The organism is Nocardia lijiangensis NBRC 108240, assembly GCF_001613045.1.
Taxonomy (GTDB): Bacteria; Actinomycetota; Actinomycetes; order Mycobacteriales; family Mycobacteriaceae; genus Nocardia; species Nocardia lijiangensis.
The window spans coordinates 1-13,376 of the sequence record NZ_BDBP01000140.1; the positions used below are offsets into that span (position 1 = coordinate 1).

Annotated in this window: 14 protein-coding genes; 8 read left to right on the forward strand and 6 right to left on the reverse strand. The window is 68.5% G+C overall.

Features of this window, described 5'->3' with window-relative positions:
• Together NL1_RS33840 and NL1_RS33845 are read right to left on the reverse strand one after the other, a co-directional pair.
• A partial coding sequence (locus tag NL1_RS33840; protein WP_373862615.1) for a coiled-coil domain-containing protein occupies positions 1-868 on the reverse strand: 868 nt, incomplete at its 3' end.
• Positions 869-1,133: 265 nt separating this feature from the next.
• Positions 1,134-1,709: an Rv1476 family membrane protein gene (locus tag NL1_RS33845; protein ID WP_067848478.1), complete on the reverse strand. Its 576-nt coding sequence runs from the start codon at positions 1,707-1,709 to the stop codon at positions 1,134-1,136.
• Positions 1,710-1,996: 287 nt separating this feature from the next.
• On the opposite strand from NL1_RS33845, the gene NL1_RS33850 reads away from it, so the two are divergent.
• On the forward strand, positions 1,997-4,813 hold the full coding sequence (locus NL1_RS33850) for an aconitate hydratase (RefSeq protein ID WP_067848480.1): 2,817 nt from the start codon (positions 1,997-1,999) through the stop codon (positions 4,811-4,813).
• 195 nt (positions 4,814-5,008) lie between these two features.
• On the forward strand, positions 5,009-5,575 hold the full coding sequence (locus tag NL1_RS33855; protein WP_011210017.1) for a TetR/AcrR family transcriptional regulator: 567 nt from the start codon (positions 5,009-5,011) through the stop codon (positions 5,573-5,575).
• Between the two features lie 25 nt (positions 5,576-5,600).
• On the opposite strand, the gene NL1_RS33860 is transcribed toward NL1_RS33855, so the two are convergent.
• Both NL1_RS33860 and NL1_RS33865 read right to left on the reverse strand, forming a co-directional pair.
• Positions 5,601-6,392: a hypothetical protein gene (locus NL1_RS33860; protein ID WP_067848483.1), complete on the reverse strand. Its 792-nt coding sequence runs from the start codon at positions 6,390-6,392 to the stop codon at positions 5,601-5,603.
• A gap of 125 nt (positions 6,393-6,517) precedes the next feature.
• The gene (locus NL1_RS33865) at positions 6,518-7,024 is read right to left on the reverse strand and encodes a MarR family winged helix-turn-helix transcriptional regulator (RefSeq protein WP_067848486.1); all 507 of its coding nucleotides are present in this window, start codon (positions 7,022-7,024) and stop codon (positions 6,518-6,520) included.
• Between the two features lie 159 nt (positions 7,025-7,183).
• On the opposite strand from NL1_RS33865, the gene NL1_RS33870 reads away from it, so the two are divergent.
• The 4 genes from NL1_RS33870 (at position 7,184) to NL1_RS33885 (ending at position 9,782) form a co-directional block, all read left to right on the forward strand.
• On the forward strand, positions 7,184-7,597 hold the full coding sequence (locus tag NL1_RS33870) for a cupin domain-containing protein (RefSeq protein ID WP_218024531.1): 414 nt from the start codon (positions 7,184-7,186) through the stop codon (positions 7,595-7,597).
• A 78-nt stretch (positions 7,598-7,675) separates the two neighbouring features.
• Positions 7,676-8,092: an acyl-CoA thioesterase gene (locus tag NL1_RS33875; RefSeq protein ID WP_067848491.1), complete on the forward strand. Its 417-nt coding sequence runs from the start codon at positions 7,676-7,678 to the stop codon at positions 8,090-8,092.
• Positions 8,093-8,351: 259 nt separating this feature from the next.
• Positions 8,352-8,807, forward strand: a complete 456-nt coding sequence (locus NL1_RS33880; protein ID WP_067848494.1) for a hypothetical protein — start codon at positions 8,352-8,354, stop codon at positions 8,805-8,807.
• A gap of 45 nt (positions 8,808-8,852) precedes the next feature.
• Positions 8,853-9,782 (forward strand): MvdC/MvdD family ATP grasp protein, encoded by a 930-nt coding sequence (locus NL1_RS33885; protein ID WP_245673713.1) that lies wholly within the window; start codon positions 8,853-8,855, stop codon positions 9,780-9,782.
• 150 nt (positions 9,783-9,932) lie between these two features.
• Here the strand turns inward: NL1_RS33885 and NL1_RS39830 are convergent, their stop codons facing one another.
• Entirely contained in the window at positions 9,933-10,172 is a 240-nt protein-coding gene (locus NL1_RS39830) for a helix-turn-helix domain-containing protein (protein ID WP_084511338.1), read from the reverse strand.
• Positions 10,173-10,255: 83 nt separating this feature from the next.
• Positions 10,256-11,887, reverse strand: coding sequence for an ABC-F family ATP-binding cassette domain-containing protein (locus NL1_RS33890; protein ID WP_067848499.1), 1,632 nt, complete (start codon positions 11,885-11,887; stop codon positions 10,256-10,258).
• 188 nt (positions 11,888-12,075) lie between these two features.
• Here NL1_RS33890 and NL1_RS33895 point away from each other — a divergent pair, with 188 nt between their 5' ends.
• Together NL1_RS33895 and NL1_RS33900 are read left to right on the forward strand one after the other, a co-directional pair.
• Complete coding sequence (locus tag NL1_RS33895) at positions 12,076-12,840, forward strand: SDR family oxidoreductase (protein ID WP_067848502.1); 765 nt, start codon at positions 12,076-12,078, stop codon at positions 12,838-12,840.
• 139 nt (positions 12,841-12,979) lie between these two features.
• Positions 12,980-13,376 (forward strand): lycopene cyclase family protein (locus NL1_RS33900; RefSeq protein ID WP_245673714.1); only part of this gene is annotated, 397 nt, incomplete at its 3' end.

Below are 13,376 nucleotides of genomic sequence, written 5' to 3' on the forward strand. Positions count from 1 at the left end.
TGGCACGGGCGGCGGCCGCCGCCGCGGCGGCGCGGATAGCGGCCTCCTCGGCGCGGCGCTGTTCGTCCCAGGACAGGAAGGCTTCGCGCTGGCTCCGCAATCCGGCGACGTTGGTGCGGGCGATGTCGAGCCTGCCCTGCGCGGTGTCGCGTTCGCGCAGCAGGTTGTCGCGCCGCACGGTGTGCTGATCGAATTCGGCCTTGGCCGCGGCGACCGCGCGCTCGGCGTCGATCTTCTTCTGCTCGGCCACCGCGGCGGCCGCGTCGGCTTCCGATTTGGCTTGGCGTGCACTGGAATTCCGGTTGCCCTGTTCGATCTGAGCGCGGCGCAGTCCGTCGAGCACCTGCTGCTGGTTCTTCGTCACCAGGCCGAGCAGCTGCGAACGATCGATCGCGGCGCCGGGCGTCGTTGCCGCCAGGTAAGTGACCATCGAGTCCGCACCGGGCCGGGTGTAGGCCTGGGTGGCGAAGTCGTCGAAGTTCTGCCGCGCCCGCCCGACCTCGGCCCCGGCGTCGGAGAGATCGGCCTGGGTCTGCACCACGACGGCGGCGGCCGCGTCGGCGGCCTCGCGCGCGTTCTGCAGATCGACCAGCGCCTTGTTGACTTCCTCGCGCTTGCGCGCCACCGCGTCGTCGAGTTCCTGCAGCTGCTGGTTCACCACGCCGACCTGGTTGATCAGGGCGCCGACCTCGGTGATGCCCGCGTCCACGCGAGCGCCCGCCTCGGCGATCTCACCGTCGCTGGGATTGGGCGGGGCAGGCGGCACCGCGGCGGTGGGTCCCGCGGCCAGCGCCACGGTGACGGAGACCAGCAAACCGAGAGCGACCGATAGTCCGCGCGACCGACCGGTCGGGCCTTTTTCGTGCATCGCACCTCCGAAGGACTCGAATGCGGCTTCGCCTCACGAGCCCCGCCCGACCCATCTAGCTCAGTAGTCGGCGGGTAGCCCTCGACAACACATGTTCCCCATCAGTAGCCACTTGAACCGTACGACACTTCTTTCACCAAGAGAACTCCAGCAACACAATCACACGCACGCAATTTGCGCATTGCTCGAAATTAGCCGGATCACCGATCGGAGTTCGCGAACGAAACAAACCGACCGTTAGGAAAAGTGACGGAAGAGAGACCTCTTACCGAATGGGAGCCTCGCGCCCCTCGCGCTCGGCGGCCGCCACGGCGGCGGACTCACGCGCGGCGCGCCGCGATTTCACCCAGTACAGCCCGGCGACGGTGATCGCGGTACCGGCCAGCAACACACTGGTGATCGCGGTCCACGAGACGCTCGCCGGCTCCTCGAGGCGGCCGAGGAAGATACGCGCGGCCTCGACCGAGTTGCCCTGCTTGCCCTTGGCGGCGTCCTCGGCCCACTCCAGCGTCACCCGGCTGATGGAATCGCTGTGGGTGCCGACCCAGTCGTCACTGAGCACCACGACGGTGCCGTGCTGGGACTTGCCGATCTCGGTGGCCAGGTCCCGTAGATTGGAGTCGTGGCCTGGATTCCCGGGGATGACCACGATGGTGAGCGGGATCCCGTGGGATCGCGCGTCCGTCACGACCGCCTCGAGCCCTGCCTGATCCTTCCCCTTCGGCGTCGCCACGTGATTGTCGGCGATATCGGCCTTCATGGTCCGCAACGCGCTGTCGTTGATGGTGGGCGGCAGTTCCGCGGCCATAGGAGAGAACACCGAGGTGTGCGAGGGGGCCATCTTCCATCCGGTCTGTCGATCCGCATCAGCGAAAGCTGCGACGGGCATCCAACACTGCAGGGTGAGCTACTACTACCCCGATTAGCTGAAAGCACAGTACGCGACGCAGTGTTCGCCCGCCGCCACCCGCCACACCGACGCCCCCCGCGGACTTCACAGGACAAGCGTACTGTTAGAGTCGTGGCGCGAGGAACCGGCGCTCTCCCAGGCGCAGGAGCCCCTCCAAAGACTCGAGTCGCCGGCACAGCCCCGCCGGTGGCCAACCCTCACAGACGAGTGGAGCTGACGTGACGACAAGTATCGATACTTTCGGCGCCAAGGGCACCCTCGAGGTCGGAAGCAACTCCTACGAGATCTTCCGTCTCTCGGCCGTGCCTGGCACCGAGAAACTCCCGTACGCACTGAAGGTCCTGGCGGAGAACCTGCTTCGCACCGAGGACGGCGCGAACATCACCGCCGACCACATCCGGGCCATCGCGAACTGGGATCCGTCGGCTCAGCCGGACACCGAGATCCAGTTCACCCCGGCGCGCGTGATCATGCAGGACTTCACCGGCGTGCCCTGCGTCGTCGACCTCGCCACCATGCGTGAGGCCGTCACCGCCCTCGGCGGCGACCCGAACAAGGTCAACCCGCTCTCCCCCGCCGACATGGTCATCGACCACTCGGTCATCCTCGACGTCTTCGGCCGCGCCGACGCACTCGAGCGCAACGTCGACCTCGAGTACGAGCGCAACGGCGAGCGCTACCAGTTCCTGCGCTGGGGCCAGGGCGCGTTCGACGACTTCAAGGTCGTCCCCCCGGGCATGGGCATCGTGCACCAGGTCAACATCGAGTACCTGGCGCCCACCGTCATGGTCCGCAACGGCCAGGCCTACCCCGACACCTGTGTCGGCACCGACTCGCACACCACCATGGTCAACGGCCTCGGCGTGCTGGGCTGGGGCGTCGGCGGCATCGAGGCCGAGGCCGCCATGCTCGGCCAGCCGGTCTCCATGCTGATCCCGCGCGTCGTCGGCTTCAAGCTGACCGGTGAGATCAAGCCGGGCGTCACCGCCACCGACGTCGTGCTCACCGTCACCGACATGCTGCGCAAGCACGGTGTGGTCGGCAAGTTCGTCGAGTTCTACGGCAAGGGCGTCGCCGAGGTGCCGCTGGCCAACCGCGCCACCCTGGGCAACATGAGCCCCGAGTTCGGCTCCACCGCCGCGATCTTCCCGATCGACGCGGAGACCATCAACTACCTGCGCCTGACCGGCCGCAGCGACGAGCAGCTCGCGCTCGTCGAGGCGTACGCCAAGGAACAGGGCATGTGGCACGACGCCGAGCACGAGCCCGCGTACTCGGAGTACCTGGAGCTGGACCTGAGCACCGTGGTGCCGTCCATCGCAGGCCCGAAGCGTCCGCAGGACCGAATCCTGTTGTCGGAGTCCAAGACCGCGTTCCGCAAGGACATCCACAACTACACCAGCGACGCCGAGAGCGGCCCCGCCGCCGTGACCCCGCACTCGCACCTGGACGAGGCCGTCGAGGAGTCCTTCCCGGCCAGCGATCCGGCCGTGCTGTCCTTCGCCGACGACGACGCGATCCTGCCGTCCGCCGCCAACGGCAACGTCGGCCGCCCGTCCAAGCCGGTCAAGGTCTCCGATCCGGAGCGCGGCGATTTCGTGCTCGATCACGGCGCCGTCGTGGTCGCGGGCATCACCTCCTGCACCAACACCTCCAACCCGTCGGTCATGCTGGGCGCCGCCCTGCTGGCTCGCAACGCGGTCGAGAAGGGCCTGTCCTCCAAGCCGTGGGTGAAGACCAACATGGCGCCGGGCTCGCAGGTCGTCGCCGACTACTACGAGAAGGCCGGCCTGTGGCCGTACCTCGAGAAGCTCGGCTTCTACGTGGGTGGCTTCGGCTGCACCACCTGCATCGGCAACACGGGCCCGCTGCCGGACGAGATCTCCAAGGCGATCAACGACAACGATCTGTCGGTCACCGCGGTGCTCTCCGGTAACCGCAACTTCGAGGGCCGCATCTCCCCCGACGTGAAGATGAACTACCTGGCCTCCCCGCCGCTGGTCATCGCGTACGCGCTCGCGGGCACGATGGACTTCGACTTCGAGACCGACGCCCTCGGCCAGGACACCGACGGCAACGACGTCTTCCTGAAGGACATCTGGCCGTCGCCGCAGGAGATCGACGACACCATCAAATCCTCGATCAACCGCGAGATGTTCACCAAGTCCTACGCCGACGTCTTCAAGGGCGACGCGCGCTGGCAGGGCCTGAACACTCCGGAGGGCGACACCTTCGCGTGGGACGAGAACTCGACCTACGTCCGCAAGGCGCCGTACTTCGACGGCATGGAGATGGAGCCTTCGCCGGTCTCCGACATCAAGGGCGCCCGCGTCCTCGCGCTGCTCGGCGACTCGGTCACCACCGACCACATCAGCCCGGCCGGTCCGATCAAGCCCGGCACCCCGGCCGCGCAGTACCTGGACTCGCACGGCGTGGAGCGCAAGGACTACAACTCCCTCGGCTCGCGTCGCGGTAACCACGAGGTGATGATCCGCGGCACCTTCGCCAACATCCGGCTGCGCAACCAGCTCCTCGACGACGTCTCGGGCGGTTACACCCGTGACTTCACCCAGGACGGCGGGCCGCAGGCCTTCATCTACGACGCCTCGCAGAACTACCAGGCCGCGGGCATCCCGCTGGTCGTGCTCGGCGGCAAGGAGTACGGCTCCGGTTCCTCGCGCGACTGGGCGGCCAAGGGCACCAGCCTGCTCGGCGTGAAGGCCGTCATCACCGAGTCGTTCGAGCGCATCCACCGCTCCAACCTCATCGGTATGGGCGTCGTCCCGCTGCAGTTCCCGGCCGGTGAGAGCGCCAAGTCGCTCGGCCTGGACGGCACCGAGGTCTTCGACATCGAGGGCATCACCAAGCTGAACGAGGGTGTGACTCCGAAGACCCTGAAGGTGACCGCCACCAAGGAGAACGGTGACAAGATCACCTTCGACGCGGTGGTCCGGATCGACACCCCCGGTGAGGCCGACTACTACCGCAACGGCGGCATCCTGCAGTACGTGCTGCGCAACATGATTCGCGGCTAGCCGTGGGTTCCCCGCGCACGCGGGGATGATCCCATGATTCGCGGCTGATCCGCGTCCCCGCACACGCGGGGAGGTTCGATCGCGTGTCGTGTGACGGCCCGACCGTCGCTCGTGTGGAAGGTCCGCGCACCGCTCCCTGTGGTGCGCGGACCTCTCCGCATCCCGCCGTTCCACCCTTTCGGAGGAGCCACGCTCATGCCCAAGGTCAGCGATGACCACCTCGCCGCCCGGCGCAGCCAGATCCTGGACGGGGCGCGGCGCTGCTTTGCCGAATACGGGTACGACGGCGCCACCGTGCGCCGCCTGGAAGAGGCCATCGGGCTGTCCCGCGGCGCCATCTTCCACCACTTCCGCGACAAGGACGCGCTGTTCCTCGCGCTCGCGCAAGAGGACGCCGAGCGGATGGCCGACGTCGCGGCCAATCAGGGCATCGTGCAGGTGATGCGCGATATGCTCGCCCACCCCGAGCAATTCAATTGGCTCGGCACCCGTTTGGAGATCGCGCGGCGGCTGCGCACCGATCCGGAGTTCCGTGCGGGCTGGACCCAGCGCTCCGCGGAACTGACCGCCGCCACCCTCGCTCGCCTGGAACGCCGCAAAGCCGCGGGCGCCCTGCGCGACGACGTTCCCACCGACGTCCTGCTCGGCTACCTCGACCTCGTCCTCGACGGCCTCATCGCCCGGATCGCCTCCGGCCACACCAACGAGAACCTCTCCGCGGTCCTCGATCTCGTCGAAGCCTCGGTTCGCCGCAAGGACTGACCGGCGACACCGCCCGACGCCGACGTCAGTAGGTGGCGTTGAGGTAGTCGGCGGCGTGCGTGGTCCACAGGACGTTCGTGCCGGGCATGTTACGGCCGGAGTACCGGACGTGCTGACCGTCGGGCCACGGTGTGAGGTAGCCGATGACGCCCTGCACGGCCTCGGCGTAGCGGTCCAGGTTGGCCACCGGATTCCGCAACAGGAAGCGCAGCAGTTCGTCGAAGATCAGCGGCGTCACGTTGCCGAAGCGGGCGCCCTCGACGAACGAGAACGGGGAGATACCGACATCGATCACGCGCAGCGGGGAGTCCGCGGGCGAGGAGGTGATGATGTCGCCGGGGTTGGCGTATTCCCTGACGTCGAGGGCGGGCCACGCGCCGCGCTGCCCGTGCAGTCCGTAGGTGGACGGCGGGCACAGGTTGCCCACGGACTGGCCCGCTTTGCGCAGCGGGTTGGCGATGTTGACCGCGAACGCGATCTCCAGCGGCGAACCGTCGACGTTCTTGTACTTGCCCGATCGCACCCCCTCCAGGATGCGGCTCGCGCAGATCCCGCCCAGCGAATAGCTGAGCAGCCCACAGACATTGGGCGAATCCTGGATCGCGCGAACCCCGGCGGCGACGCCGAGCCGGACCGAGGTCTCCAGCGAGGGACCCCACACATCCGGCGCCGGGCCGACCGACGCGGGCCAGTTCGGCTCGAAGGCCGTGAACTTCTCCGGATCGAGCAGCTTGGTGACGTCGCGCAGCATGCCCGCGGGGACGCCGTTCGCGTTCCGGGGCTCGCCGGTGCCCCGGAGGGTGATGATGTCGATCATCGGTTCTCCTTGCCCGCCTGGAATTCTGGAGCCAGGGCCACACCGTAGGGCCGCCCGGCGCCAAGCACACGAGTAGCGCGCTACTCGATTTCGCGCGACGATTCCACGCCGCGCCCGGCCGAGTGTCAGTCCCTGCCTTCGAGACTCGCGAGCAGCCGCCGCGCGATGCGGTCCAGGTCCCGCCGATCCTGCGCGGAGAGCACCGAGAGGATGCGGGTCTCGTTGCGGGTGTGCGCGGTCACCACGGTGTCGACCAACTCCCGGCCCTCGTCGGTCAGCGCCACGCGAACGGCGCGTCGATCGGTCGCGTCGGCGATACGACGCACCAGGCCTGCCGATTCCAGCCGGTCGAGGCGTCCGGTCATGCCCGCGCGGGAGAGCATCAGCGTGTCGGCGAGCACCGAGGGGTTCAGCTGGAAGGGTGCACCCGAACGGCGCAGGGCGGCAAGCACATCGAACTCTCCGCGCTGCAGGCCGTGCGCGGTGAACACCGATTCGATCGCCTGCTGCGCCACGGCCATCAGCCGCCAGAGCCGCCCGACGATCGCCATTGCCTCCAGGTCGAGGTCGGGCCGTTCGCGCCGCCACTGCTCGGCGATGGCGTCCACCTGATCCGGTTTCGTTTCGGTCATGGACACGATTCTATTCGCCGGTATATAGTTCGGTAGCGAATTATCAATCACCGAATCACTGGAGCAGACGTGACCACCTCCTTCCCTCACCGCGACCTCGCCGTCCGTCAGCCGCACGAGGCGGAGACCCTCGGCACCGACACGGTGGGCATCCGCCTGCTGATCGACGCGAACGAGACCGGCGGGTCGGTCAGCAGCCTGGAAGTCACCATGGCGCGCGGCGCCGACGGGGCCGCGCCGCACTACCACACCAAGTCCGACGAGCTGTTCTACGTGGCCGAGGGCGAACTCCAGGTGCTGGCAGGCGACAAGATCGTCACCGTGGGCGCGGGCGGCGCGCTCGTGGTCCCCAAGCTCATGCCGCACGCCTTCGGGGCGTCACCGGACAGCCCGGCGCGGCTGCTGATCGCGCTCATGCCGGGCGTCGAACGTTTCGAGTACTTCCGCCTGCTCGACCGCCTCGGCAAGGGCGAGGCGACACTCGCCGACCTGGCCGCGTCACAGGAGGAGTTCGACAACCACTTCGTGGACGCCCCGCAGTGGTGGGCCGAACGGGCCGCGGGCCGCAAGTAATGCGCCGGCGCGCCGGATTGTGGCGCACACGGCAGCGCACGCGGGAACAACCGCGGACTGCGACGGGTTCGGTGTTGCATGACCTTTTCCGTCCCCGTCGTCGTCCGCGGTTACGAACTCGACACCCAGGGCCACCTGAATCAGGCGGTATACCTGCAGTACGCCGAGCACGCCCGCTGGGAGCTGCTGCGCGCCGCCGGGGTCGCCCAGGAAAAGCTCATCGCCTCCGGCATCGGCCCGGTGGTCCTGGAGAACACCATCAAGTACTTCCGCGAACTGCGCGGCGGCGACGAGGTGACGATCAGCTGCAAATTCGAGTGGGCGGAGGGCAAGATCTTCCGCATGCGGCAGCAGATCCGCAAGCTCGACGGCACCGTCTCGGCGGAGGTCACGGTGACCGGCGGCGTGCTCGATCTGTCCGCGCGCAAGCTGGTCGCCGACCCGGCCGAGCGTTTCCGAGCCCTCGCCGAGCGACCGGATCTGCTCGGCCTGTAGCGCCGCAGCGCGGGCGGCATGGCCGCCAATCTTGGGCAATACTCGTCCGCTACCCCCAATTGGAAGTAGCTGAAAGATTGCGGTAGGGCTATTTTCGGACTGTCGAAAATCTTTCGGCGCAAGCGCCTTCCGTGTCCGGATCCGGTTTGCCAACGGCCGTGAAATCTTTCGATCCGAGCCGTGGCAGCCCCCTTCCGCGTTATGATCCAGTTCACGCTCGGGGGTCCTGGCAAATCGCGAGCAGATCGGAGAGCAGACCATGGCCGACGCAATCCACCGCCCCGGTGTCACGTCGACGGAAGACCGCGTACCCGCACTGCAGGGCCTTTTGGTGGCCGAGTCGGAACGCGATATCACCGTCCGCGTCGCCGAAGGCACGTGGACCTTCTGCCGTGACGACGTGCTTCGCGTGCTCGACAACGCCACCGGCGACCACGCGGGCGACGGACGGCCGGTCCTGGTGGACATCCGCCCCGGCGCCACCGCCGACTTCACCCGCAGGCTGCGCATCGATCTCGTCGACCGCCCGATGACCATCGCCGCGGCGCCCTCGGAAGCGCTGGGTGACGAACTGCTGCAACAACTCACGGCCAGCTGGGCCGATCGGCTGCGGCTCGTGGACTATCCGGCAGGCAGCGGGGCGACCTACACCTACTGCCAGACGAAATCGTTCGCGACGAGCGACGACGGCATCAACTGCGACAGTCTCGACTGAGCGGACCTGTTTATGGCGGCCCGGCTCCCAGGCTCGGTCCTGATCGTGTCCGAATCCGATGATCTGCACGCCACCGCGATGGCGGCGACATTGCGAGAACAGCACGGACTCAGTCCGATACACCTCGACCTGCGCGATTTCCCGCGCGAGTCAGGCAGTTTCCGGCTCGACCGGCTCGGCACCACGCGCTCGCTCTCGCACGTGTTCGGGCTCGACGACGTCCGCGCGGTGTGGTGGCGGCGCCCGCACCCGTGCCAGGTGCCCGGCGGCGTGCGCGCCTCCGACGACGCCTTCCGCCAGGCCGAGTGCGACGGGTTCATTCAGGGTCTGCTGTGGTCGATCCCGGCGTTCTGGATCAACGATCCCGGCGCCGACCGCACCGCGGCGCGCAAGATCGTCCAGCTCGAGACCGCGCAGCGCGCTGGATTCGCGATACCGGAGACGCTGATCACCAACGATCCGGACGAGGCCCGCAGCTTCGCCGAATCACGGCCCGGCCCAGTGGTTTACAAGCGCACCGGCACGGGGCGCGCGGAGTTCGCCGAAACCAGGATCATAACCGCCGCCGACTTCGGCAAGCTGGCGGGCATCCGGTCGGCGCCGACCACCTTCCAGGACTACATCCAGGCCGAATGCGATCTCCGGGTGGTGTGGGTGGACGGCATCGCGTGGACGGTGCGCATCGATTCCCAGGCGGGCGTCGGCCGGGTCGACTCGCGACTGGACACCTCCGTCGACTTCTCCCGCGACCAGCTGCCCGCCTCGGTGAGCAAATCCCTGGCCACGCTCATGGGGGCGCTCGGCCTCAGCTTCGGCGTGCTCGACCTGCGCCTGGGGCTGGACGGCGAGTACTACTTCCTCGAGGTCAATCCACAGGGGCAGTTCGCCTACCTGGAGATCAAGACCGGGCTGCCGATCTTCCGCAGCCTGTCCAACCTGCTCGTGCACAGCGACGGCATGGTTTCCGGGTACTGAGGTTCCGGGGTACTGGGCCGGACGCCTGGCCAGCGCGCAACGCCGCCCGCCGGCATCCTTCGATACGCCGGACGACGCGGGCGCGAAAAATCTCCTCGCGGTGGCTGCGAAAGTTTCTGCGCAGCCACCGGATTCGAGCGGGCGCGGGCGCTACTTGCCTACGCTCTTACGGCGGTTCGCCCCACCTCGGCTGCGGAGTTGCACATGCGACTCCACCAGCACGTTGTGGATGAAGCCGTAGGAGCGTCCCGTCGACCGCGCCAGCGATCGGATGCTGGCACCCGCCTCGTATTGCTTCTTCAGCTGCGATTGCAGACGGTCACGCGATTTCCCCGTGACGCGTGTGCCCTTACCCAATGCGGCCTTGCTTTGTGTGGCCCTGTCGCTCATGGCTTCCTCCGAGTCGCCGAGCAGCGCGTCTTTCCAGGCTAAGCACTCAGCAGTCCGTGATCAACGGGTTCCTGTGATGAAACTCACGCAAGCTGAATAAGTTCCAAATATTCCGCAGACCAGTGGTCTTCGGTGCCGTCGGGGAGGAGAATGACCCGCTCCGGGGACAGCGCCTCCGCGGCGCCCGGGTCGTGGGTGACCAGTACAACGGCCCCCGCGTAGGTGCGCAGGGCGTCGAGCACCTGCTCACGGGACACCGGGTCCAGGTTGTTGGTCGGCTCGTCGAGCAGCAGCACGTTGGCCGCCGAGGACACCAGTCCGGCCAGCGCCAGACGGGTCTTCTCGCCGCCGGACAGGGTGCCCGCGGGCTGGTCGAGCTGTGGACCGGTGAACATGAACGCGCCGAGCAGGCCGCGCAGGTCCTGCTCGCCCGCGTCCGGCGCCGCGTGCCGGATGTTCTCCCAGACCGACGCGTCGTCGTCGAGGGTGTCGTGCTCCTGGGCGAAGTAGCCGATCTTCAGACCGTGCCCGGGCACCAGCCCGCCCGCGCTCGGCTGTTCCACCCCGGCGAGCAGGCGCAGCAGCGTGGTCTTGCCCGCGCCGTTGAGGCCGAGCACCACGACCCGGCTGCCGCGGTCGATCGCCAGGTCCACGCCGGTGAAGATCTCCAGCGAGCCGTACATCTTGGTCAGGTTCTCGGCCATCAGCGGCGTCTTGCCGCAGGCGGCGGGCTCGGGGAACTTGATCCTGGCCACCTTGTCGGCGACGCGCACGTCGTCGAGCTCGTTGAGCAGCCGCTCGGCGCGCTTGACCATGTTCTGTGCCGCAACGGCTTTCGTCGCCTTGGCGCCGAGCTTGGCGGCCTGTGCCTTGAGCGCGGAGGCCTTCTTCTCGGCGTTGGCGCGCTCGCGGCGGCGGCGCTGTTCGTCGGTGGCGCGGGCGTCCAGGTACTTCTTCCAGCCCATGTTGTAGACGTCGGCCTCGCCGCGTACGGCGTCGAGGAACCACACCTTGTTGACCACCGCTTCGAGCAGCTCGACATCGTGGCTGATCACGATCAGGCCGCCGTCGTGGTTCTGCAGGAACCCGCGCAGCCAGGTGATCGAGTCGGCGTCGAGGTGGTTGGTCGGCTCGTCGAGCAGCAGGACGCGATCCGAACGCCCGCCGCTGCCGTCGGAGGCGGAGAACAGGATGCGCGCCAACTCGATTCGGCGGCGCTGACCGCCGGAGAGGGTGCGCAGCGCTTGACCCAGCACCCGGTCGGGCAGCCCGAGGCTGTGGCAGATCCGGGCGGCCTCGCTCTCGGCGACGTACCCGCCGAGCGCCGAGAACCGCTCCTCGAGCCTGCCGTACTTGCGGACCGCCTTCTCGCGCTCCTTCTCGTCGGCCACCTCGGCCATCAGCGCCTGCTGCTTCTCCATGTCCCGGATCAGCGTGTCCAGGCCGCGGGCCGAGAGCACCCGGTCGCGCGCGAGCACGTCCAGGTTGCCTTCCCTGGGGTCCTGCGGCAGATAGCCGATCTCGCTGGAGCGCAGAATCTTTCCGGCGTACGGCTCACCCTCGCCCGCGAGGATGCGCAGCGTGGTCGTCTTGCCCGCGCCGTTGCGCCCGACCAGTCCGATGCGGTCACCGGCCTGTACCCGCAGCGCGGGACCGGGCGCCGACAGCAGGGTGCGGACTCCGGCCCGAACCTCGAGGTCGGTCGCGGTGATCACAGATGGGCTCCTCACGGATGGTGGTGCTGGGCTGGTACGGCGGTGGCGGGCTGTCGATGCCCGATTGTGCGCGCCGAAACGCACAAGAGCCACCGATTTTACCTGCGCCCCGAAGCGTGACCGCACCCGAGGAAGCCGGTGTGACCGCGGTAACTGCCGTTCGCCTTGCTTCGGTAGCGTGCGGTGGCATGAGTACCGATCTGTTGGGCAAGAGCGCGCTGGTCAGCGGGGCCAGCCGGGGCATCGGCAAGGCCGTGGCGGCGGAGCTGCTGCGCCGCGGCGCGAACGTGGTGATCACCGCGCGGAAACCGGAACCGCTGGAGCAGGCCGCCGCCGAGCTGCGTGCGCTGGGGCATCAGGGCGAGGTCGTCGCGCTGGCGGGCAACTCCGGTGACGCGGACAGCCGCGCCGCCGCGGTCCAGCGCGCGGTCTCGGAGTTCGGTTCGCTCGACATTCTGGTCAACAACACCGGCATCAACCCCATCTACGGCGCGCTGATGGACGCGGACCTGGACGCCGTGCGCAAGATCTTCGACGTCAACGTGGTCGCCGCGCTCGGGTACATCCAGGAGGCCTACAAGGCGTGGATGCGCGACCACGGCGGCGCGATCGTGAACGTCGCGAGCGTCGCGGGCATCCGTTCCAGCGGTGTGATCGCCGCCTACGGCGCCTCCAAGGCCGCGCTCATCCACCTCACCGACGAGCTGGCCTGGCAGCTCGGCCCGAAGATCCGAGTGAACGCGGTGGCGCCCGGCGTGGTCAAGACCAAGTTCGCCGACGCGCTCTACTCCGCCGACGAGGAGCGGGCCGCGGCCGTGTACCCGATGAAGCGGCTCGGCGAGCCCGAGGACGTCGCGCGCCTGATCGCTTTCCTGGTGTCGGACGAGGCCGCGTGGATCACCGGCGAGACCGTGCGGGTCGACGGCGGACTGCTCTCCACCGGAGGCATCTGAGCCGGACTGCCGAGGGCGACGGCCTTCGCTGCCGCTCGGTGCCGACAGGCCCTAGGCTCGGCGGCACCGAGCCGATGGGAGGGCAGCAACCGATGCGCCGAGCCGTGAGCACGCCGCGCCGCCGTCCCGCGTCGCCGCTGTGACGGCCGACGTCGTCGTCTGCGGCCTCGGCCCGGCAGGACGTGCGCTCGCGCACCGGTGTGTGATCCGAGGCATGTCCGTAGTCGCCGTCGATCCGTCGCCCGAGCGACGGTGGAGCGCGACCTACGCGGCGTGGGCCGACGAACTGCCCGAGTGGCTGGATCCCACGCTCGCGGCGGCGACCGTGGCACGCCCGACGGCGTGGGGGGCGCGGCGGCACGAACTGGATCGGCCCTATGTCGTGTTCGACACCGAGCGACTGCACGACTCGCTCGCGGCCACCGGGGCCGAGATCGTCGCCGATCGCGCCGTCCGGCTCGGCAGGCACCGCGTGACGCTGGCCTCGGGCCGGGTGCTGACCGCCGAGCGGGTGTTCGACGCGCGCGGGATCGCCC

Excerpts from the sequence above, each read along its gene's own strand:
- NL1_RS33845 (WP_067848478.1), bottom strand. The coding sequence starts at position 1,709 with ATGGCCCCCTCGCACACCTCGGTGTTCTCTCCTATGGCCGCGGAACTG.
- NL1_RS33855 (WP_011210017.1), top strand. The coding sequence starts at position 5,009 with ATGCCCAAGGTCAGCGATGACCACCTCGCCGCCCGGCGCAGCCAGATC.
- NL1_RS33860 (WP_067848483.1), bottom strand. The coding sequence starts at position 6,392 with ATGATCGACATCATCACCCTCCGGGGCACCGGCGAGCCCCGGAACGCG.
- NL1_RS33865 (WP_067848486.1), bottom strand. The coding sequence starts at position 7,024 with ATGACCGAAACGAAACCGGATCAGGTGGACGCCATCGCCGAGCAGTGG.
- NL1_RS33875 (WP_067848491.1), top strand. The coding sequence starts at position 7,676 with ATGACCTTTTCCGTCCCCGTCGTCGTCCGCGGTTACGAACTCGACACC.
- NL1_RS33880 (WP_067848494.1), top strand. The coding sequence starts at position 8,352 with ATGGCCGACGCAATCCACCGCCCCGGTGTCACGTCGACGGAAGACCGC.
- NL1_RS39830 (WP_084511338.1), bottom strand. The coding sequence starts at position 10,172 with ATGAGCGACAGGGCCACACAAAGCAAGGCCGCATTGGGTAAGGGCACA.
- NL1_RS33895 (WP_067848502.1), top strand. The coding sequence starts at position 12,076 with ATGAGTACCGATCTGTTGGGCAAGAGCGCGCTGGTCAGCGGGGCCAGC.